16 protein-coding genes and 1 pseudogene are annotated in these 22,551 nt (G+C 62.2%); 9 read left to right on the top strand and 8 right to left on the bottom strand.

Features of this window, described 5'->3' with window-relative positions:
- Positions 1–23: 23 nt before the first annotated feature.
- A complete protein-coding gene (locus NM203_RS24205; protein ID WP_255063094.1) occupies positions 24–1,109 on the top strand; it encodes a glycosyltransferase family 4 protein in 1,086 nt (361 codons plus the stop codon).
- Here the strand turns inward: NM203_RS24205 and NM203_RS33380 are convergent, their stop codons facing one another.
- Positions 1,110–2,285: a glycosyltransferase family 4 protein gene (locus NM203_RS33380; protein ID WP_255063096.1), complete on the bottom strand. Its 1,176-nt coding sequence runs from the start codon at positions 2,283–2,285 to the stop codon at positions 1,110–1,112.
- A 215-nt stretch (positions 2,286–2,500) separates the two neighbouring features.
- Between NM203_RS33380 and NM203_RS24215 the strand changes: the two genes are divergently transcribed.
- Positions 2,501–3,628, top strand: a complete 1,128-nt coding sequence (locus tag NM203_RS24215; protein ID WP_255063098.1) for an alpha-amylase family protein — start codon at positions 2,501–2,503, stop codon at positions 3,626–3,628.
- A 454-nt stretch (positions 3,629–4,082) separates the two neighbouring features.
- Here the strand turns inward: NM203_RS24215 and NM203_RS24220 are convergent, their stop codons facing one another.
- The 4 genes from NM203_RS24220 to NM203_RS24235 all read right to left on the bottom strand — a co-directional run bounded on the left by NM203_RS24220 (position 4,083) and on the right by NM203_RS24235 (position 9,622).
- Complete coding sequence (locus NM203_RS24220) at positions 4,083–6,038, bottom strand: hypothetical protein (RefSeq protein WP_255063100.1); 1,956 nt, start codon at positions 6,036–6,038, stop codon at positions 4,083–4,085.
- A complete protein-coding gene (locus tag NM203_RS24225) occupies positions 6,035–7,411 on the bottom strand; it encodes a lipopolysaccharide biosynthesis protein (protein WP_255063102.1) in 1,377 nt (458 codons plus the stop codon). The genes NM203_RS24220 and NM203_RS24225 overlap by 4 nt, the downstream gene beginning before the upstream one ends.
- Positions 7,412–8,536: 1,125 nt before the next feature.
- A complete protein-coding gene (locus NM203_RS24230; protein ID WP_255063104.1) occupies positions 8,537–9,142 on the bottom strand; it encodes a YciI family protein in 606 nt (201 codons plus the stop codon).
- A gap of 306 nt (positions 9,143–9,448) precedes the next feature.
- Positions 9,449–9,622, bottom strand: coding sequence for a hypothetical protein (locus NM203_RS24235; protein WP_255063106.1), 174 nt, complete (start codon positions 9,620–9,622; stop codon positions 9,449–9,451).
- A gap of 390 nt (positions 9,623–10,012) precedes the next feature.
- Between NM203_RS24235 and NM203_RS24240 the strand changes: the two genes are divergently transcribed.
- A complete protein-coding gene (locus tag NM203_RS24240) occupies positions 10,013–11,701 on the top strand; it encodes a PE-PPE domain-containing protein (protein ID WP_255063107.1) in 1,689 nt (562 codons plus the stop codon).
- Here the strand turns inward: NM203_RS24240 and NM203_RS24245 are convergent.
- On the bottom strand, positions 11,698–14,445 hold the full coding sequence (locus tag NM203_RS24245) for a helix-turn-helix transcriptional regulator (protein ID WP_255063108.1): 2,748 nt from the start codon (positions 14,443–14,445) through the stop codon (positions 11,698–11,700). The genes NM203_RS24240 and NM203_RS24245 overlap by 4 nt on opposite strands.
- A 325-nt stretch (positions 14,446–14,770) precedes the next feature.
- Between NM203_RS24245 and NM203_RS24250 the strand changes: the two genes are divergently transcribed.
- Positions 14,771–15,241 (top strand): hypothetical protein, encoded by a 471-nt coding sequence (locus tag NM203_RS24250; protein WP_255063110.1) that lies wholly within the window; start codon positions 14,771–14,773, stop codon positions 15,239–15,241.
- 100 nt (positions 15,242–15,341) lie between these two features.
- Positions 15,342–16,658 carry a UDP-glucose dehydrogenase family protein gene (locus tag NM203_RS24255; RefSeq protein ID WP_255063113.1) on the top strand — a complete coding sequence of 439 codons (1,317 nt, stop codon included), beginning with the start codon at positions 15,342–15,344 and terminating at the stop codon, positions 16,656–16,658.
- Here the strand turns inward: NM203_RS24255 and NM203_RS33555 are convergent.
- Entirely contained in the window at positions 16,655–16,798 is a 144-nt protein-coding gene (locus tag NM203_RS33555) for a hypothetical protein (RefSeq protein WP_408633410.1), read from the bottom strand. The two genes, NM203_RS24255 and NM203_RS33555, sit on opposite strands and share 4 nt — an antisense overlap.
- Before the next feature lie 78 nt (positions 16,799–16,876).
- Positions 16,877–17,185, bottom strand: a pseudogene (locus NM203_RS33560) (arsenate reductase/protein-tyrosine-phosphatase family protein); the annotation flags it as partial.
- Positions 17,186–17,884: 699 nt separating this feature from the next.
- On the opposite strand from NM203_RS33560, the gene NM203_RS24265 reads away from it, so the two are divergent.
- The 4 genes from NM203_RS24265 (at position 17,885) to NM203_RS24280 (ending at position 22,406) form a co-directional block, all read left to right on the top strand.
- Positions 17,885–19,399: a sugar transferase gene (locus tag NM203_RS24265; RefSeq protein ID WP_255063114.1), complete on the top strand. Its 1,515-nt coding sequence runs from the start codon at positions 17,885–17,887 to the stop codon at positions 19,397–19,399.
- Between the two features lie 28 nt (positions 19,400–19,427).
- On the top strand, positions 19,428–20,258 hold the full coding sequence (locus tag NM203_RS24270) for a class I SAM-dependent methyltransferase (protein ID WP_255063357.1): 831 nt from the start codon (positions 19,428–19,430) through the stop codon (positions 20,256–20,258).
- Entirely contained in the window at positions 20,255–21,205 is a 951-nt protein-coding gene (locus NM203_RS24275) for an NAD-dependent epimerase/dehydratase family protein (protein WP_255063115.1), read from the top strand. Before NM203_RS24270 ends, NM203_RS24275 begins: the two co-directional genes overlap by 4 nt.
- 79 nt (positions 21,206–21,284) lie before the next feature.
- Entirely contained in the window at positions 21,285–22,406 is a 1,122-nt protein-coding gene (locus tag NM203_RS24280) for a glycosyltransferase (protein WP_255063116.1), read from the top strand.
- The last annotated feature ends 145 nt before the right edge of the window (positions 22,407–22,551 follow it).

Consider the following 22,551-nt stretch of genomic DNA (forward strand, 5'->3'; position numbering starts at 1 on the left):
GTCGGTCGAAACTCCGGGTCGCGATGGTTTCAGCATACGCACGACCATCTCTCGGGGGAGTTGAGACGCATATCCACGAAGTCGCTCGACGCATCGTGGACGATGGTACCGAAGTAACGGTCGTGACGACGGATAGGTCGAATGCGCTGCCAGCGCGCGATACCGCCGATGGATATCGCGTAGAGCGGTACAGGGCATATCCGCCGAAGCGCGACTACTATATTTCACCGGCGCTCGCGCGGGGCTTTAGGCCGGAAGAATTCGACCTTGTCCACGTGCAAGGCGTCCATACCCTTGTTCCGCCGGTTGCATTGGCTGTTGCCCAGAGAGCAGGCGTACCTACTCTGCTTACCTTTCACAGCGGGGGACACTCCAATAAGCTGAGAGGGCGCCTGCGAAGTATGCAGTGGAGGTGTTTCGCGCCCCTATTGAATCGCGCTGATGCTTTGATCGCCGTGTCTGATTTCGAGAGAGCCGCATTCGCTTCAGTATTGAACAGAGCGCCAGAATCTATACGGCTCATTCGGAACGGAGCGGACCCCTTGCCTGTGGACTCTGCATGGCAATCGCCGTCTGGGGATCCACTGATGGTGTCCGTTGGCAGGCTGGAACGATATAAGGGTCACCACCGAGTACTTGCGGCGATGCCAGCAATTCTGCAGCGTCGGCCGAATGCGCGGCTTGTGTTGGTCGGCAGTGGGCAATACGAATCGGCCTTACGCGAATTGGCGACAGAACTCGGCGTCGACGATCGGGTATCCGTTTGTGCTTTCGGTCCCGACCGCCGGCCGCAGATGGGCAAGCTGATTTCAGACGCCAACGTCATGTGTCTACTGAGTGAGTACGAAGCGCATCCAGTTTCCGTGATGGAAGCCGTCGGCGCTGGAACGAACGCGCTCGTCGCCGATACGTCCGGACTCTCGGAGCTGGGACGGGTCGGTTTGGCATCGACGATTCCACTCCGATCATCGCCCGAGGCGACGGCGGACGCGGTGATCGCAGTTGCAGAGATGTCGCCCCCGCAGGGAAGTTTTTTAACAACCTGGGACGAATGCGCAGAAGCGCTTCTACGTGTTTATCACGATGTTGCTGATCGATCGGCTGTTTAGTCATCGTTCTCGAACGATGTTCTCGAGGTAGCTGGCTATCTCTCTGACATGAGATGTCATATCGAACTTGCGGGCGCTTGACACCGCAGCGCCGCTCATGCGAATCATCGACTCCCCGTCAGCGAGCAGATTACAGATTTGTCGTCCCAACTGCTTCGCGTCGTCGAGTGAGATGAAGTCGCCGTTCACTCCGGGTTCGAGCCACTCGCTTATGCCGCCTACGCACGGTGCAAGCACGGGAGTTCCGGTACTCAACGCCTCGACTCCCACCATTCCAAATGCTTCGTGATAGGAGGCCATAAGCAGCAGGTCCACTTTCTCATAGAAGTCGCGTAGTCCCGCCCGATCGAGGTGACCAACAAAGGCTACGCGGTTCGCGATTCCGAGGTCGGATACCTTACGGTTCAAGTGAGTCTCGTAACTATGGGTGCCACGACCTGCGATGTACAGCGTGATGTCGTCGTTGGACCGGGCGGCGAATGCGAACGCATCAATGATGTAGTCGATTCCCTTATCTTCGACCAAACGTCCCACAAAACCCAGAGCACACCCTGGCTTGCGTCTTTCTTTCCGATCGAGGAGTAATACCCCGTTCGGAATGTGATGGCTAGGCACACCCTCCAAGGCCAACATCTTTTGGGTGTTCCTACTAAAGGCCAACACGTTGGGCACCCGTCTGATTTCGGCCATGAAGAGCGGACGAATGCAGTAGCGCAGATACAAGTAGTGCGCGTGCCCCGCCAATGTAAGTTGTGACGGGTCCTCGGGACCCACCTTGTATTGGGAGGGCAGCATGATTCGCGGTAGCAGCCACTTCGTGTAGTACTCCGGACCGTGTACGAACAGCACTTGGCGAAAATCTCTGGCAGCATGGAGGGCTGAGGCACTCGGAAGGTACATCGAGTGGAAAGTGACAATGTCAGGTGCGAAATCTCTGCAGATTCGTCGCACCAATCTGGAGGACTTCGCGTTCCACGTGCGATCAACGACCTGTTCAAACACGTTACGGGGAGCAGGAAACAGGTCGTCGCTAAACAGGGTGTGCCGAGGGCCTGCATCGCTGGTTATAGTGCGGACGCTATGGCCCATCGTGCGAAGGGTTTCCCTCATGGTCACAAGCTCGGCCTCGATTCCGCCGGCAGGGTATCCGAGCCCGCTGACTTGAAGGATTCTCACGCTTCAGCCCCGGTGGCCTCGGTGTAGTTGGGATCGCGGCCTACCGCCGCATCGCCGATTGCTTTCCGGTGGAGGCGATTTCGCCACTGCGACCACGATAATGTCCCTCCGGCGCTGCCGTGACCCTGTTCGAGCGAGATCGCGCAACTGGCATGTGAGACAATTGCTTCGATTATTCGGGGGATCTTTTGATTGGGTGGGGGAGAGTCCAGCTCATGCCACGGCATGCGCCCGCTGCGGGCCAGTTCAATATCAGCCGGCACATCGTGATTGTTTTGTTCGCGCTGTTGGCCACAGGCCTCATCGTCGGGGCGTTCGTCGTATCGTCGGGCGCCGCAACACCCGATCGCCAGTTCGTTGGCCGAGATGGCACCAAGCTGGTCGTCGGCGAAGATGACTATCGGTTCACCGGCATGAACGTCTACATGGCGGCGAGTGCGGGATCGTGCGGCGGAACTGTGGATTTGCAACGCGCGTTCTACAGTCTGCCTCGCGGTAGTGTCATTCGGTTCTGGGCTTTCCAGGGTTTCTTCGTTGACGGGAATACATTCGACTGGACTGAGTTCGACCGAGTGCTTGCCGTTGCCGCCGCTTACGGACACCGCGTCATACCTGTTCTTGCCAATCAGCACGCGTACTGCGATGGCCCGGCGAAGGATCTCGCCTGGTACACCGAGGGGTATAGGTCGTTGGTTGGGCCAGGAGACCTGAATACCTACCGCGACTACGTCTCCGAGGTTGTCAAACGTTACGCAAGCAATTCGACAATTGCTATGTGGCAGTTCATCAACGAAGGTGAGGCGCCTGGCGCTGACGGAAGTTGCGACGAGGCCGCGGCCGCTCAGGCACTGACTGCGTTCTCGAACGACATCGGGTCGGTCGCCCGGGGCGCCGACAAGAATCACCTGTTTAGTCTTGGAGTCATTGCTGGCTTCAACGGTACCGGGCGGCAATACTGCGGCGCAGAGAACGAAGACTACGGCAAGGTGATGTCGACCATCGGCAACGATGTGTGTGATTACCACGACTACGGCTTTCCCGAGAGGCCTCTTGGCAGACCGGAACCGCCAAATTTGCTGAGTGCTATGGAAGCGTGCCGTTCTATTGGTCGACCTACAATGGTGGCCGAGATCGGAATCTCTGCGAGTAGCGATGCGATGCTCCCCGAGCGAGCGGCGATGCTTAGATCGAAGATAAGCGGTCAGGCTGCAGCAGGAGTTGTCGGAGAGTTGATTTGGTGTTGGGTGGCCGGGCCGCAATATGTACAGCCCGACGGAGATCCGAACTTCGGAGTATTCGCAGGCGACCCCGCGGTCGCCGTGCTCGATCACGTTGACGACTGAGTCGACTCGAGTTGATCTAGTCAAGACCGCGCTGGCGATGTGCGTGATGAACGTCCTGTTGTGTGCTGAGCCGGCCGACGCGCCACTAGCGCGCCCGCCACGCAGATCGCAATCGTGATAACGCCGGTGGAGATTCCGAAGCTCAAGCGGGAGAGCCCGAGTGGTAAAGCCGCCAGAAGAACTGCTGTGCAGAGCGCGATCACCGTACTTGCGCTTACTGCTGCTAGCAACCTGCCAGCGGCATCAGAAGGATGTCCCAGACATTCGATAATTGCTGCACCTGGGACTACGAAAGTCATAAGCAGCCCAATGATTGCATAGCCGACCGCCGTCCAGACGTTTTCGGCACCGCCGCTGCTAAAAGATATCAGGACTGTTAGGCATGAGATGGATGCTAGGCCGATGAGGATGGCCCCACTTGGGCGATGATCTCGGTTCTGCCGTCTAGCGCCGTTCACAAGCAGGTACCGTCCTCAATCTTAGTTACGTCGACAATTTGGACTGCACCTGATGCGTAGACCGATTGCACGCATGGGTCCGTCATGAACTTCTCGAGAGCTCGAATTGGAAAGGCATGTGTGTATTCGCCCGCGCCTGGCTCATAGGCATCAAAATAGAATCCCGGCGTTAAGGGGACACCGTGGGTCATTCGCCAGTTGATGAGTATGAACTCGAGTTGGTACTTCCTGATGTCGTCGTGGACGTCTCGATTCATGTTTTCGGCGAAGAATATGTGCCAGATCTGTGTTCGGTCCACAACATCCTGCATCCCGTACGTCCCCAGCGCGAGGGCATCTATTGCATTTGCGCCAAATTTCTGGTTAGCGCCGAGGTTGTCGCGTGCCCACTGTGCTGCGGCGATGACATCCGGTTGCACTGACCACTCGTACCCCTGAACGACCGGTCCTTCGGGAAGGCGCTGATAGAACGGCTTTCCCACCACGACATTGCCGACGAATACAACTGTGAGAAGTATGAGCGAAACGACTGTTACCCATACTGCCCCCTGTTGACCAGTCCACCATTCACGGGCTCGAAGCGTGAACTGACGGACTGCCCCTCTCTGCGCGCTCGAACTTACTGGCATTGATGCAAAAAGGAGACCGATGACGCATCCGACCGCGGCGTATAGATATTCTGACGTACGGCCTGATACTGCCACGCCGAAAGTCGTTAATCTCGGGATGAGGCTGAGAGGGAAAGCTGCTGCAAAGAGGGCGGCAACTACGACGGCAGCGCGATGGCGCCAGTTCCAGGCGACGAGAAGTGCTGGGATGAGCGCGAGCACCACGATTCCAACCGCCGCGAAACCAGCGACCGGTTCCCACCACGGCGGAGCGAATCCGCCGCTCTTATAGAGTTCGCGTGGTGGACTCTTTCCGGAAAGTAAAAAGCCAAGCTCCCGTAGCGCGGGGTACATATTTCCTGCTAGAAGATAGTCGGCCGCGGGCCTTGCTACAGCGAAAAACCACACGGGGGTGGCGATACTCGCGAGTAGTGCTAAAGCGCCCACTTGTCGGCGAGCTGGCTTGCTGGGGTCGGAACTCATCAACTCGGCGATCCACCACGCCGAAAGCAGTGCAGCGAGCGCGAAACCAACAACGTGGTGCGTGACGGTCACTGCTACAACTCCGAGCACGGCCAACAGGATGCAGATTGCGGAGGTTCGCACGCGCGTCGTCCCAACCCACCAGATGACGTAGGCGGCAAGTGGGAGTGCCAGGTGTTCGTAAGCAAACGGCGAGCTCCAGAAGAGGAACATCGGATTGGCGGCGTACAGCAGACTGGCAACGGAGGCGGCGCGTGCTGATCCCGTAATACGTTCCGCTACAAGGAAAAGTGCGAAGCTGATGATTGCACGCGCAACACCAATCACGATTAGGCCACATGCGAAGACGGAAAGGCCGGTGAGAGCCACAAGCCCAGCGGTGAGGGCGGGGAGGCCCGGATAATAGGAAGCCGTCGGCAGCAGCGGGTTTGGTGCGAAGAGCCTGTCCGTGTCGAGGATGTCCTGGGTACTGCGCACGTGAATGAACTCGTCGAACGCAGTAAATGCCTCCGGTGAGGACAGCACCTTCACAAGGTATAGGGCCATGCCCAGAGATACGATCAGCCAGAGGCGCTCTATGCGATGTAATCGTGTCGCCAGAAGTCGGATCGTCACTGGCACGAAGATCAGTAATAGCCCCGCCCAGAAGAAGAGATCTTCAGGCACGCTGCCGCTTCCGGCTCTGCTCGAGTCGTTGGCCAGAGTCTGTAGCCAAAGGCCCGCCACGCAGCATGCAAGGATGGGCAGCAGCCGCATCAGATTGATCTGGGGCATGTCTACCTTCGGGGATGACCGGACCGACTCTGTGTCGTCTTGTAGTCGCGAGCCGAGAACCGATGCGATGTCATGGGTGGCGCTCATGAACTCTCCTCAATAGTTGCCCTTTGGGAGCGTCTTTGGATGAGACTGTCGATCATCACATAGGCGCAGCCGAAAGCCTGGCCGGCCAGAAACGACCACCCCACAGCTTCAATACCTAGTTGTGGCAACAGAAACCAAGCGATGCCAATGGTTAACGCTCCCATAGCTAGGTTGAGCGTTGCCGCCGCTGCAAGTCGACGCTGAACTCGAAGGATGCCAACGTAGACGTTGGTCACGGCATCGGGCACCGAGGCTGCGACGGCAATGTACAGCAGGGTAAGACCGTTCGAGGCATAAGCGGTCCCGAACGTCGACAGCACACGCTCACCGAATATCAGTACTGAACCGATCCCGATTGCGAGCACGACGCCGATGAGCCTCGCCGCGGATGTGTAGATCGATACCGTCCCTTTCCGGTGCACTCCCTCGGCGAAAAGCGACTGCGACACGGCATCGGAGACAACGAACAGGAGTCCTGCGATCATCCAAGTCGTATAGAAGTAAGCGTTGTCAACTGCCGATAACCTGGTCGTAACTATCACCGGTAGTGCATAGGGCACCACACCGGTACCCAGGCCGATTAACTGATGTCCGGTGACTGCGGCCCGGAACCGAAAGGCCACTCGCGCGAGCGACTTGGGGCGGGGTGGTTTTTCGAATCGATGAATGCGGCGAATGAGGGCCAAGCCCAAAATGAGCCCAGCGAGTGTCGATAGAGCCCATACCGTAGTGAGACTGAGCGCTTCACGAGCGGCGGACCAGCCTGCTCCTGCGAGCAGCGCAACCTTTAACACTGCCGCCAAGGTGTTGCGCCAGAACATGTTCTTTGCGCATCGGTCGGCGATAAAGGCGTAGTCAATGGTTGCGCCTATCGCTAAGCAGAAGGTGCCGACTACGAAGAGGCATGCGAATGGGGCACTGCGCAGTATGTCCATGTTGTCCGAGACGAGGGGTAGTAGTAGAACCACACCCATGGACAACGGAAGGACGAATGCGGCAGTGGTGGCAGCTCCGGTCCACAGAGCGGACGTCCATCGCGACCGTGGCAGTCCAGGCAGTGTTTGGATAAGCGTGCCGCCGACGCCGAGGCTCGCCATCAACACCAACGCCGTGCTCGCCGAGATGAGGGCTGCGACCAGGCCAACGGTTGCCGCGTCGTACAGGCGCGCCGCAAGCAGCCAGAACAAATATCCGAGCGCCGATGTGGCGATAGTGCTCGCCATGATGAAGACACTGTTGCGAAGAAGTGAGTCAGACCGGACCCGCGCGATCAGCGCCACAATGCGATTCGGAGGCGGAGGGGACACTACACCCCCGCCGGCTTGACGTCGCGACGCTGGGGCCAACCTATTCACAATGGTCGCTAGCGACATCCGGATGGCTGAGTCCGATGCGAGCAGTGGCCGTAATACGACAGCGTGCGAGCGCTATCGATGAGCCTTGGGCCTTGAGCAGACATGGCGACAACGCTAAACACAAGAATTGCTCCCCCCAGCAGTCCAGGCTTGGTACCCCTACTTCGCCGTCTCCCTAACGCACCGGGGCACCCACCTGAACGAGTTCAACAACGTGCAGAGTATCGGTTCTTGGCTTCTACGCCAATGGGTGTTCGGCTGATGCCGGGGTTGGATACGGTTTGGCTCACCGGTTTGCTAGCTCATGGAGCTGCCGCAGGCGGTGACTTGCCGAGGTCATCGTCAAAACGGACCTGTGCGCCACCCGGGCGTCGCTGGGCGGCGGTGTCGCGGGTGCACGTAAACTGCGTGCCGCATGCAGAGGCGATTACCTACGTTTCGTCGGCGGTAGCGTACGGTTCTAACGTGAGCGCGGCCGTCTGCCAATGTGGACACAGTCGGGCGGCCCACCAACACTTTCGCCGCGGCTCAGAGTGCTCTCTGTGCGCGGACGGTGCATGTGCTCGGTTCCGAAAATCACGTGGCATCCTCGCCATGTTGCGCCGAGTAAAGCGACAGATGTAGTAAGCGATGTAGGGGTTTGGTCTGCCGAATCGAAGGCTGCCACACGACATGGTTTGCCGTCGCGAATGCGTGAGCAGATAGGGAAATCCCTGATTCGACCACAGTTCCTATCGCATAGGTTCGACCTCGGCTAGTGCCGTGCAACTAGCAGGGGGAGTGCAACATGACGAGGGATGAACCTGAGACTGGCGCAACTGTGGCTGTCGGTGCCGATTCCGCGGAGACTGCCGTAAACGGGATACCACTGATGACGTCGACGGTGGACGTGGTCGCGAGTGTGGTCGCAGGTGTGACGATGATAGGGCAGGCGCGCGACGCGCTCCGAAAGGCAGGTTGGACTGCCACCATTGCGGCGAATCGAATTACAGTCAACGATGAGGTAGTAGCCCATCTGGTTCCGGCTCTTGTGTCCGGAAGCAACTCGCCCGGAGCAAGTTGGTTCGTTGGTTCCGTCACGGGTAAGAGCATGATCCGGATCGTTCGCGCCGGTCGGCTTGTTTGAGGCGTACTCGGACTCGATTACATTGTGAGCGATGCAATGTCGCCGCAATAGGACTGAGGCGAGAGCCGCGTCAAGCGTTTCTTGCCGTCGCGCACGCGTACCGTCGTCGCGGAGCTCGGTGGGTGCAGCGGCGCGCCCGCGAGGATGTGATCGCCTGCGGCCTTGCCGAATTCGACGTGCTGGGCCGCGCCGCTGACCCATTCCGGGCTGTCGGGATCGTGCGCACCCTCGGGCGGCTCCAGCAGCAGGGCCAGCCAGTCGTCGCCGACCGGCTCCGTCGGAGCGCTCCAGTGGATCATCGGCCACACCTCGACACCGCAGGACGCGCACGCCGAGATCCGGCGCGCGATCTCCAGAGCCTCGTCGAGGTCGTCGGCTTCGAAGACGTAGTAGCCGCCGGCCACCTCGGCGCCTTCGGCGAACGGCCCGTCGGTGACGACGGGCGCGTCCGGCCCTCCGGTGATCTTCACGGCGGTGGCGGCCGGCGCGAGCGCGTCGCCCGCCCGGATCGCCGCTCCCGCCCCCGCGTGAAAGTTCACGTAGGCGGTCATGACTGCAGCGGTGGTCTCGGCGTCGGGTTCACCTGTCGCCTCGGGTCCGAGCAGCAGCGCGAAGTAGTGCATGAAGGAACCTCCGGTAGGGGAGCGGGACCCTGCGTCCCACTCTCTACCGGTTCGACGAACGACGCCGCCTGAATCCGACAACCGACCCGAACTCGATGACGGCCCTAGAGAAAGTCGATGACGACCAGTGGCGCGACCGCGGAATCCTCCTGCACCCCTGAGTCGGCGCGCGAGTCACAGGCGAACGCCAGGAACGCTGCGAATGCGAGCACGACCGTGAAAACCTCGAACATGAATCCCCCCGGCGGGCTTCACGCCGACCCCCGTCGGCTCGCCCGTACGTCGTTAGCGTGTGACGGAACGCGATCAGGATGCGATACCGATGGAACTGCCCGATGACAGGCACATGTGCGGCATGTGTCCGAACGGGTGATCGCACACCGGGCAGCCGTCGTCGTAGTCCGACAGCAGCGCGGTGCGATCGTTCTGACCGCCGAAGAACGCCTGGATGAGAGCAGAACTGAGCTTCGAGCTCGCCATGTGATTTCCCCCCGGAAAAATGCCTTCAGTATGAAAGCTACCCGCTAAGAATTTAGACGCTGCTAACGCGCACGTCAATCACGTTCTGACATGCGGTTTTCGGCTGTTCGTACCACGCAATGTACCTGTGTTAGCTAATCGTTTGGCGGGTACGACTTCTGGCGCCGCGCGCGGCTTGCCCAATTCGCGTCGAAACGGACCGGACCTGCCGTAGCACTTGCTTGGTGCGGTTGCGGGACACCTCGGCGGGCACGCCGCATGGTAGTTAGCAGCGTGCCGGTCTCGAGCCGTGCCACCGGCCCGACCCGGCGTCGCACGCGGCCGGAACTCACAGGAAACGAGTTCACCGAACCGCCGACCGCCCGGCGACCGTTATGTGATCGTTGACGGATGCGTAAGTCAGCAAAGGCGCTAGCCCTCGTATTCATCGCTTTTCTCGGCTCACTGGCCCTCGCGATCGGCGCCGCGTTCTCCGCGGCGCTCGCGTTCGGGGCTACGGCCCTGATCGTCCCCGGCACCGGCACTCACAACGTGCTGACCGACGCCCCCTATCGGAACAACGCGGCCAACCGGTTCATCAATCCGGCCGGTGTCGCATGCACGTCGACGGACGGTTGCAGTATCAACGGCGTCGACTATCCGGCGGAGTTCTTCCCGTTCGTGATATTCGACGGCTGGTGTCCCGGCCTGTCCTGCGACACGTGGAACGTGTCGGTCGACACCGGCGTGACCAACCTCGACGGTGCGCTGACGCCGTTCAAGAGTCCCACCAACACCGAAGACGTCATCGTCTTCGGCTACTCCCAGGGCGGCGCCGTCGTCACCCGCGAGATGTACAACCTCGCGGACCTCGACCAGGCCGTGAAGGACCGCATCACCGTCGTCACCATCGGCAACATCAACAACCCGCGCGGGCTCTTCTCGCGGCTGGGCTTCCTGCCGACGATCCCGTTCCTGGACATCACCTTCGGTCCGCAACTGCCGACCGACATCGGAATCACGAGCACCAACTACTCGTTCGAGTACGACCCCGTCGGTGACGCCCCGAGTTACTGGGGCAACCCGTTCGCGATGCTCAACGCCGTCGCTGCATTCGAGTACGTGCACGGCTACTACCTGGTGCCCAACGACAACGGGCCGACCGAGGTCATGCCCTACGGCTACGACGACGACAGCCTCGCCGCGGCGATCAACGATCTCGCCAACCGTCGGACGTACCAGGACGCGACGTTCGTGCTGATTCCGCAGCAGGGTGCGCTGCCGCTGTTCCAGCCCTTGCTCGGCATCACCGCGCTCAGCCCGATCGTCAAACCGCTCGTCGCGCTGGTGAACCCCGTCACCAAGCTGCTGGTGAATCTGGGCTACGACCGGGTGACGAATCCCGGTATCCCGCAGTATCTTTCGATCCTGCCGTTCAACCCGTTCACGTTCAATCCGATCTCGTTTTCGGTGGAGTTCGTCCAGGCGATCGTGCAGGGAGTCCAGGACGCGTTGAACGGCGGCGCGTCGCTCGACGTGGCGGACTCGCAGGCACCCGAGGCCGTCAGTGCGCTGGCGTCGTTCTCCCGCCTGGCGTCGGACTCGGCGCCCGCAGTCCTCGGGGACGTACCGGACGCGGACCAGACGGTGTCCACGCTCAGTGCGGAGCCGACCGGCACCGGCACCCCGGCCCTCGATGTCGACGTCGCGGCCGAGGCCGCTGCGAAGGAGGCCGCGGACAAGGCTGCAGCCGAGCAGGCTGCCGCTGAGCAAGCCGCCAAGGACGCCGCTGACACCGCTGCAGCGAAGGAGGCCGCTGCGGAGAAGGAGGCCGCCGACAAGGCCGCTGCAGCGAAGGAAGCCGCTGCGGCGAAGGAGGCCGCCGATAAGGCCGCTGCGCAGGCCGAGAAGGACGCCGCTGAGAAGGCGGCGGCCGACAAGGTCACCGAGGCCGCCGACAAGGTGCGCCAGGAAGCGGCCGACAACGCCAAGGAGGCGGCGGGTGCCGAGGGCACGGACACCCCGACCGAAACCGGCACCACGTCGGCGACCGACGGCACGACCGACGGCGACGCCGCGGGCGCCGACAAGGCCGCCTAAAGAAGCCGCGAATGGCTCATTCGTTTACCGAGTTCGGCGCGTGAACGGATGCCCAGTTTGCGGTAGATGCGGGTCAGGTTCGCTTCGACGGTCTTCGGGCTGATGTCGAGCAGAGCAGCCACGTCGTAGTTGGTCATGCCTGACGCGGCCAGTTCGGCGACGCCTTGTTCGGACGGAGTGAGTCGCAGGTGTTGGTCCAACTCTTCGCGGGCACGGTTGGCCCATAACGGCGTTCCCGCTTGGTCGAACGTCCGCAACGCTTCGCGGAGGGTAACGGTGGCGGCTTCCGCGAGGTGCTGGCCGTATAGGAGCTGGCCGAGTAGCAGCTGGGTGCGCGCACGCTCGAACGGCATGGGCAGCCGGTCGTGTTCGACCATGGCCTGCTGGGCCATGGAGGTGGCGGCCTCGGCGTCACCCTGAGCGGACCACCACATGCTGCGGCAGCGTGCGCCTACGGCCAGCATCCACGGTCGGTCGAGGCGGCGGCCGTTGTGTTCCAGTAGGTCGATCAGTGGTTCGGCTTCGGAGCGGTTCCCCAGTGCGAGCATCGCCTCGACGGCATCCGGAATGAATGCCGCGGTGCCAAGCTCAAGACCAGGCAGGGTCTTGAGCCCTGCGATCAGTGGCTGTAGACGCGTCAGCGCCTCGGCGTAGTTGCCGAGCGTTACGTCGAGAAATCCGAGCGCCATGACGGCCGTGTCCGCGAGTCGCGTTGAGCCGCAGCGGTTCGCACCATCAATCGCAGCACGAGCATCGACGCGGGCGTCGCGTTCGCGCCCGGTGTAGGCGCTGACGAGCGCCGAGGCGGAGTGGGCAATGACCGTCCTGTGATCACCACCGAGCAGCTCGGCACGCTCGATCGCGTCCTCGGCAGTAAGCGTGGCCGCGGCGAAATCGGCCCGCCAGACGTCGATCAAGGTGCTGTGGAGATCGACGAACATGATGTGACTGTTTGCTTTTCGTTCGATGTAGCGGTTCCTTACGACCTGCATTTGAGCGCGGGCCTGTTCAAGGTGTCCTGTCCAGGCGAGTGTCAGCGCGTTGACGGCGCTGGCGCTGAACGGGAGTGCAACGTCGACGTCGGGATCTTCCGATGACAGGGCAACCTGCAAGCTGGGCTCGTCGACACCCTGCCCGCATACGAGACCGACGCTCACCTTGTTCGCGCGCGCTTGACTGGCAAGGACCGGTAAGCCGAGCCCTCCCGCCAGCGTGGCGGCATGCAGCGCGTGCTGCAGTGAATCGGCGTACTCCCCGGTGTTGAGTTCAGCGAACGAGCGCAGGAGGAAGGTCCGCACCAGCACTGCCGGATCGGCAGCGGCGTCATCCTCGGCGCCTCGTAGTAACTCGACTGCGCCGGTAAAGCTGTTGTCGTGCATACACATTTCTGCGAGTAGGTTGGCTACCGTCCCGCGGAGCGGGCTCGGCGGCAGCTGGCTGATCAAGGGCTCGATTATCGCGCGCGCAGGTCCGGCATTACCTACCTGGAAATGGCATTCGGCCGCCCGGATCCGGCGTTGGGGGGTGTCACCACCGAGCTGGCGTGCCAGATCGAGCAGTTCAGCGGCGGCGGCCGGAGCGCCGCGGGCGCACGCCGTATCCGTGGCAGCATCCAAGGCCGTCAGCGTCGCCGGGTCCGAGCCGATGGACGACAGCGCCAGATGTCTGGCCCTCAGTTCGGGTTGCGACTCGATGTCGGCCAACGTTCGATGCATGCTGCGCCGACACGCCGAATCGGCGTCGGCGTAGACACCGCGTGCGAGCAGCGGGTGGCTGAATCGCACCCGATTGCCTTGGATGTCGATGATGCCCTTGTCCTCGAGCGGTTCGAGAAGTTCGACAGTGTGCTCGACAGAGCTTCCGGTCGCCTGCGCGAGCAGGCCGACGGTCGGGTCGGAAGCACATGCCGCGGCGAGCAATACATCGCGGACATCGCCCCGCAGCGGTCCCATCCGGTGACGCACCAGTTCAGCCAACGGGACAGGCAGGCCCAGGTGGTTGCTCGGCGACCGAATGTCCGCTGCGCGCGCCAACTCCAGTGCGTGGTGCAGGTTGCCGCGAGAGAGTTCGGCGATTTCTACCGTCGTCGGGCGAGGAAGGGGGTAACCCAACCGGTCGGAGAGCAGCGTATGGAGGCCGCCAACGCTCAACGGTCCCAGACGGAGTCGCGCGATGGTCTCCTCTCCGGCCGGCCGCAGCCAGGAGGCGGTCGTCTCCCCGGTGTCGGGCCGAGAGCCCTCCGTGAGCAACAGGCCGATTCGTCGGTCGAGTCGTCTTGCGACGAACGCGATGACACTCTTGCTGGCGGCGTCCAACCACTGCACGTCGTCGATGGCGACCAGCACCGGGGATTCGGCCGCAAGGATGTGGAGGATTGACAGGAACGTCGTCGCGACGATCCGATCTTCGGCCGGAGAACGTCGTCCCAGCTCCCGCCGTCGCATTCGGTCCATTGCCCGCCGCTGGACGGCGGGCAACGCGTCGGCTGGTCCGCAGTCGACGTCGTTGATCAGCTCGGCGATCACTGCGTACGCCGACCCCGACTCGACATCACCTGCCCGAGCGGTGAGGACCCGAAACCGACGGTCCTGAGCCCGCTGCACCGCCGCCGACCACAGCGTCGTCTTGCCGATGCCCACCTCGCCGTCGATCACCAGCCCGGACGGGCGCTCGGTGATCGACGTCAGGAAGTCGGTTACCGAGCGCAACTCGGCCGAACGCTCGGCGAGTAGTCCTCCAGCCATGAGCTGTCCTCCAGACCTGTCGAGTCCCGGGCAACGCCGCCATGATCGCACTCGGCAAACCCTGGCGGTCCCCAAACGCGATCTAAACTATCTAAAACGTCAATTTTTGCTGCGTGACCAGCGATGCCGGGGATCGGGTGGCGGCGCCGGCGGCCCCACCGCGCGGCCGGCATAGGGGTGATGAGCGCTAGAACCGTAGGGGATCACCTGATTACCGGTCGACCGCTATGTGGCTACATTCGTACCGCGAGCTTGCCGACGCTCCGAGAGCGGTATGCGGTGGCACGTGCCTAGTGGTCCAGTAGATGCCGATAGGACGGTCCTGATGGGAGCTTTTCTCACGCGCATCCTGGGTGCTGTTGGCGCCGCGCTACTTTCGGTGACGATGCTGGGGGCGGGTGTTGCTTCCGCTGACCCGTTGAATGGACAAAGTTACGACGACGCGGCGGCGAAGATCACCGGGTGGCGCGGCACACCTGTGGTCAGCACGGTGAGCGGCAACCAACTCGCTAAGGGCGACTGCATCGTCACCAGTTGGCATAAGTCGACGTTCCGTGATGCGAGCGGTGACAACACACGACCAAACGACTACCTACTCTCCTTGAACTGCAACAATTACGTCGCCGCGCCGGGCAAGCCTGGTAACTCTGCGATGACTCCAGAAGGCATCAAGGCGAAGAAGGATCTGACGGCCGCCGAGAGTATTGACAAGAATCCCGCATGGTGTCAGACGAGCGAGAAGCGCCTGGAGTGGTGCGAGGCAATCTGCGCGAGCACGGGCCGTTGTGAGGTCTGACCAGCCAGGCCAAGTGTGACGAAGAGGACGAAGAGACAATCAGCCGGGACAAGTCATGAATCACAACATTTCGGCCGTGTAGTCAAGGCGACGTGTATCCATGCGAATTAGTGTGATCGGGACGGGTTATCTCGGAGCCGTCCACGCCGCATGCATGACCAGGCTCGGGCACGAGGTCGTCGGATACGACACCGACTCGGCGAAGGTGGACTCGTTGTCGCGTGGGGTCTCGCCCTTCTTCGAACCCGAATTCGGGGCGGTGCTGGAATCCGCGCTTGCGACGGGACGTCTGCGATTCACCAGCAGCGCCGAGGAGGCCGTTCGCGGCGCGAAAGTGCATTTCATCTGTGTCGGGACGCCGCAGCAGTTGGGATCCGATGCCGCCGATCTGCACTTCGTCGACGCTGCGGTACAGATGGTCGCCGACGTGGCGGACTGCGACGGGCTGATCGTCGGGAAGTCGACCGTGCCCGTCGGGACGGCCCAACGATTGGCCGACAGGCTGAATCGCGACGGGTCTCGGCTCGAATTGGCCTGGAACCCAGAGTTTCTGCGCGAGGGCCTGGCCGTGCGGGACAACCTTCATCCCGATCGGCTGGTCTTCGGGGTGACCTCGCAGCATGCCGAGAAGTCCTTGATGGAGGTCTACGCGAAGATCATCGACGACGGCACGCCGTACATCACCACCGACTTGGCGACTGCGGAGCTGGTCAAGGTGGCCGCGAACTCCTTTCTGGCCACGAAAATCTCGTTCATCAATGCGATGGCCGAGGTATGCGAGGTGGCCAATGCCGACGTCGTAACGCTCAGCGAGGCACTGGGCTATGACGCGCGGATCGGCCGTCGCTTCCTCAGCGCCGGCCTCGGGTTCGGTGGCGGATGCCTGCCCAAGGACATTCGCGCGTTCAGTGCGCGGGCGGGCGAGCTGGGGGCGTCTGACGCGCTGACGTTCCTGCGTGAGATCGACAAGATCAACATGCGCAGGCGCGACAAAGTCGTCACCGTCGCCGGCACCCTGCTCGGCGGCAACTTCCTGGGCAAGAACATCGCCGTACTGGGCGCGGCGTTCAAGCCCAACAGCGATGACGTGCGGGACTCCCCGGCCCTCAACGTTGCCGCCGCCATGCATCTGAAGGGCGCCAGTGTCCGGGTGCACGACCCGAAGGCCATCCCCAACGCACGTAGACAGTTCCCCACCTTGACCTATTGCTCCGCGATCGACGACGCCTGCCGCAACACCGATCTGATCGTCCTAGCCACGGAGTGGGATGAGTACCGCAGCATCGACCCGCGGCTGTTCCTGTCTCTGGTTCGCGAGCCCCGGATGCTCGACGCCCGAAACGCCGTCGACTATGACTTCTGGTCGGAAGCCGGCTGGCAGGTGTACGCGCTCGGACGGGGTGCACTCAATTCCTAATCGGTCGCGGGAGCCGAGGCCCTGCGGCAGAGTTCGAGTACGGGCGGCAGAAGGTTGGAGATCTGCACACCGACCGTGGCGAAGAACTCGGAGTTCTGGCCGATCGGGTCGGGAACATCGGACAGTTCGTGGTCGGCCACTTGTGGACGGTGTGCCGCCAGGTCTGAGAGATTTCGGACGTTGACGTCCGACGCGAGTTCAGCCGCTTCGCTCAGCGTGAAGGTTCGGTGTAGTTGGTGAGGGGCGAGTTGTAGGGCAGCACCACGTTGCGCCATCGTCATGGTGAGAATGAGATCGGCAGCTGACGCGATTCGCGAATTCAGCTGTCGTGCTGCGAAGTTCGACGGATGACCGCCGAGGGCCTCGAGGACGACCGCCGCCTCGTGGTGAATCGGGTGCCCGATCATCGCCCGTGTGCCTGCGCTCGACACCGTGAAGTTGGGAATGGGAGAACGGGCGCTGTACGCCACGGCCAGCCGCTCTGCCAGAGGCGACCGGCAGATGTTTCCAGTGCAAACGAATAGCACGTGCAGAGTGAATGCCTCCTTTCGGACCTAAGGGCGGCGTCGCACCAGTTGATCGCCTGTCAGTATCCGGCAGCGGGGGCGGATCGAGTTCGGCGGGGTGCCATCGCCGTCGGGCCGCCGCGCTGCCGCGATCGGGCTATTCGATGTCGCACTGCGGCGGTTCCGTGTGCGGCACCTCACCGGACGCGACTACGGCCGCCTTTCTATGTTTCAGCAAATTGCGAACAGGCGACGATCCGATCACAGCCAGCGGTATTGCGCGGACTGGTCGGTGGCGGCGTACGTCGGAACCAACGCGCGGCCACAAGCAGCGCGGCCGGACTGCCAACGGCGTCTGTTTCGATAGTCACACCGCAGCAACCCTTTTCGGCTAGCCCGGTGAACTAGCGCCCTGACCCGAAAAGCCGCATTGACCTGCAGCGTGACGGTGACGAGGGGGTACGGCAGCGAAAAGCATAGGGAATCACCTGATTCCGCTCCGTCGCCGCCGTCAATAATCTGATCACAGGTTGATAAAGGACGGGAATGAGTGTTCCAGCTCAGCAAGATAACGCAGCCGCACGGTGATTACGAGGTCGACGCTGGGACCTCCATTCCATCGGCAAAGTGGTTCGTGAGCGGTTACGGGGGTGACGTGGTGTCGGCACTGCAGCTTGGTGTGCGTGCGATGGCAACGGGACTCGCGCTTGGGGCCGAGTCATGACCGAAGTCATCGACCCGACCACGACGGTTACTCCCCGGAAGCGATTGGCTGACCAGCTCAAGATGGCACCGAGCGTGCCGAACCGCCTCGTACTGCTGGATGGCTACAGACACCAGGTGGCGTTGCCCAAGGCGACCGATACGGCCCGCCGTCTCGGCGATCACAAGCGCGTCAACGCCGGCTTCCTCAGCCACATCCGCGCGTGGATGGTCGTCCCCGTCGTCGACTTCGCACTGATGGTGGCGCCACTTGCATGGCGTCCACCTCAGGTCAACGCAGTAGTGGCGATGGCCGTGCTCGCGACACTTCTTCTGACCGAAGGGGGTCGATACGTCGCACCCCTGCATCTCAGTGTCCTGGATGAACTGCCGATCATCGTCACTCGCCTGCTGGCGGCCGTTGCCGCGATCTCCGCCGGGATCCTCTACCTGTACCCCAGGGGCGAGGTGCTGATCTTCCTTCAAACAGCCTGCCAGGCCGTCGTGTTGGTGATCATCGGTCGCGTCGTCACCACCCGGCTCATCGCCCTGAGTCGCCGAAGTGGCATAACGCGGCATCACACCGTGCTCATCGGAGGGGGACCGCTCGCCGCGGAGTTGGCCAGAATCCTCGCCCATCACCGCGAGTACGGAACCACCCTGGATGGCTTCGTCGATGACGGGCACGACTGTCCGGCATCGGAATATCTACCGCGCCTGGGTCGGCTCTCCGATCTGGACACTGCGGTGATGACAACAGGCGCGGACACCTTGCTGGTGGCCGATGGAAACTTCGAGGAACGCGCGCTGATCGACGCGGTGCGCACTGCGGTGTGTCAACACACGGACCTATTCGTCGTTCCGCGCATGCATCATTTCCACACCCAGACCGGTATGGCCGACCACATCGGCTCCATTCCCATCATGAGGGTTCGCAATCCCAATCTGCACGGGCCGGCAAGGCTGATCAAACGGTGTTTCGACGTCGTAGTCGCGGTGCTGGCGTTGATCATCTTGCTGCCCGTGTTGGCTGCGGCGGCGCTGGCGGTGCGGATCGAGGGAGGGCCAGGGGTCATCTTCCGGCAAGTCAGGGTTGGGCGCGATGGCAAGCACTTCGAGCTGTTGAAATTCCGATCGATGCGACCGTCAAATGACCCTGAGGCACAGCTGAAGTGGGGTGCATCGACCGATGAACGCGTCGGTCCGGTCGGTCGATTCCTGCGCTGCACGTCGATCGACGAGCTGCCTCAGCTCTGGAACATACTGCGAGGCGACATGACGGTGGTCGGGCCGAGGCCGGAGCGGCCGCACTTCGTCGAGCAGTTCTCCTCCCAGTTCGACAGATACTCGCACCGTCACCGGGTGCAGGTAGGACTCACCGGTTTCGCCCAGGTCAGCGGCCTCAGAGGGGATACGTCGATCGCGGACCGGGCGCGGCACGACAACTTCTACATAGAGAACTGGTCGCTCTGGCTGGACATCAAGATAGTTCTGAGGACATTTCGCGAGGTCCTCTTCTACCGCGAAAGATGAACCCTGCGAACGTGTTCGAGTGGATGCCATGTTGATGAGCGACGCAGTTCGGCGCTTTGTGCACGCGAATGCGTCGATAAGCGGCCGAATCGTGCCATCGATGGTCGGGAAGACGCACGCCTACACGCGATACGACGAGGAGGGCACCAATCTTCTCCAGCGTGAGCCGCACACCGTTCTCGATGTGGGAGCCGGCAGGAAGTGGCATTTCACCCCTGCGTTGAAGAGTCCCGACATGACGCTGATCGGCTTCGACATCGACGGCGACGAAATGGAGGAGAACGCGCTGCTCGACCAACGAATCTGTGGCGACGCGTGTATCGATCTCGGCGTTCCAGAGCAGTCGGTGGACTTGATCATGGGACGCGCCGTCATCGAGCATCTCCATGACAACGCAGCGTTTCTGAGGAGCGCGCACCGAGCACTTCGCGACGACGGCCGCCTCATCGTGACGTTCGCGAACAGGTATGCGCCATTCGCGATCTTAAATCGGTTGCTACCACGGCGGATATCGCATTGGCTGCTAACCCACCTCGTGCCGGGGTCGGCAGGAGTGCTCGGATTCGAGGCCTACTACGATCGCGCGAGCTTCGGCGAGTTCAAGCAAAGCCTCACCGATGCAGGGTTCGAGATCGAAGAAGAGTACGCCAGTTACTTTTCCACGTCGTACTACAGTTTCTTTCTGCCGTTGTTCGTCGTCGGTCTGAGTCTTGATTATCTTCGCTACGCCATCGCCAACCCTCGCTTGGCGTCGTATTTCCTCTTCATTGCCAGGAAGCAGTCGATGGCATCGAGCGGGACTGCAGAAGTGGAATCAGCAGAGGTGTCCCGGCGGCCAGTGGAAGGGGCGGCCCGATGAAGGTTCTCGTCACCGGCGTCGCGGGCTTCATCGGGAGCACCCTGGCGGAGCGGCTCGTCTCCGACGGTCACCAAGTCGTCGGCATTGACAGCTTCAGTGACTATTACGACCGGAGGATCAAGGAGTCGAATCTCGCTCGTTTGACTGACGTTAACGGGTTCACGCTGCTGGAGGGTGACCTCAACACGGCCGACCTCCGGACCGTGCTCGACCGCGTCGAGGTCGTCTACCACCACGCCGGCCAGCCCGGTGTACGCAAGTCGTGGGGTGCCGACTTCACCGACTACACAGACGCCAACATCTCCGCGACGCAGAGACTTCTTGAGGCAGTGCGGAATTCGGCTCCCAGCCTCACTCGGTTCGTCTATGCGTCGTCCTCGTCCGTATACGGCAATGCCGAACGTTATCCCACGTCCGAGTCCGACCGACCGCAGCCGCGCAGTCCCTACGGCGTGACAAAGCTGGCCGGGGAGCACTTGGTGAACCTCTACGCTGCCAACTTCGGAATTCCCGCAATCAGCCTGCGCTACTTCACCGTTTACGGGCCGAGGCAGCGGCCGGACATGGCGTTCAACCGGTTCATCGAGTGGGCGCGGCACGACCGACCACTGCCGGTCTACGGCGACGGCACCCAGATCCGTGAGTTCACCTACGTCGATGACATCGTCGAGGCGAACGTTCGAGCGTGCGACGCCGACGTCGAGCCCGGCACCGTCGTCAACCTATCCGGCGGCACAGCGACCTCAGTGAACGACGTGCTCGACCTGCTGGAGAAGATCCACGGAGAGCCGTTGCGGGTACACCGGGGCGAGCCGGCGCTCGGCGACGTGTTCCGTACGGGCGGCTGCACTGAACGGGCGAAGACACTGCTGGGGTGGGAACCCCGGATGGGGATCGAGGAAGGTCTAGCGCGGGAGTACGACTGGTTGGCTGCCAGGGATGGGTGACACCTCGGTAACGCACACCTCCGTGTCCGAGGTCGCGCAAGCGGCCCGGATCGGTCGGAGGTTCGTCGGACCCAAATGCGTGGTATTCGTTGTCAACAACGACCGATCCTTTCTGAGCCACCGAGCCACCTGGGGAGCCGCCCTGCAGGCCGCCGGCGCAACGGTGACGGTGATCGCGAAGGACACCGGCGAGGCGCACGCCATCAGAAGCCTCGGATTCAACTTCGTCGCAGTAGACGTCGGCCGGGAGGAGTCGGGTGTCCTAGCCATGACGAAGTCGGCCACCCTGATACTGGTCACGCTCCTGAAACTCAGGCCGAGCGTGGTGTTCCTCAGCGCACAAGTCGCCTACACCCTGGGGTGGCCAGCAGCGGTCGTGCTTCGCCGCACCAGATTCATCCGGGTGGCCGGCGGCATCGGCCGTGCACTCGACCCAGCGGTACTCACGACACGGGCCAGCCGGGTTGTGCAGCTCTCCGGCGGCCTCGCCGGGCGGCTGGGGAACGTGTTCACGCTGTTTCAAACGGAGCGGGACCGTGAGACCTTCGCGCGACTCCGGCTCCTGTCCGCTCCGGAGCGGTCTCTGGTCATCGCCGGTACGGGCATCGACGTGGACGCCTGGAAGATCGATCGAAGCAGGGACTTCGGAAGTCCGGTGATTCTGTTCGCTTCGCGGCTCTATCGAGAGAAGGGTATCCACGAGTTCGTCGAGGTCGCAGAGAAGCTGCGCGGCCGCGGCTGGCGTTTCGTAGCCGCGGGCGACCCGGATCCAGGGGTTGAGAGCACGGTATCGACTGATGAACTCGAGCGCTGGCGCCGCGACGGAGCCGTGGAGTTCCTGGGCCACCGCAAGGACATGGCCCGCGTGCTCTCCGAGGCAACGTTGTTCGTCTTCCCGACACGACATCCGGAGGGCACTCCGAAAGTGCTCATCGAGGCTGGAGCATCCGGCTTACCCTCGGTTGTCTCCGGGCACCCTGGCTGTTCGGCGGTGATCGAGCACGGCGTCACCGGTGTCGTGCTGTGCGCCGAGCCCACGGTCGCCGAACTGGCGAACGCGGTTGACGAGCTCGCCTCGGACGCGGTGAGAGCCGACGCGATGGGGACGGCCGCACGCGAGCACATCGCCACGACCTTCTCGCTGGAGAGCGTGCTCACCCGGCTGCTGGAGTGGAAGGCCGTCGGGGTGGTGCGCAGGTGAGGATCGGTTGCAGTGGCCCGGTTGCCGAGCGCTCCGGCATCGGCGTGGTGCAGAAGCAGCTCTACGCGTACCTCACCGAGGCGGGACACCAGCTGGTATTCAGCAAGCCACGCGACGTTGGTCCCTCGCCAGCGGCCAGGATGCG

Source organism: Mycolicibacterium arenosum, from assembly GCF_024320865.1.
GTDB classification, from domain to species: Bacteria; Actinomycetota; Actinomycetes; order Mycobacteriales; family Mycobacteriaceae; genus Mycobacterium; species Mycobacterium arenosum.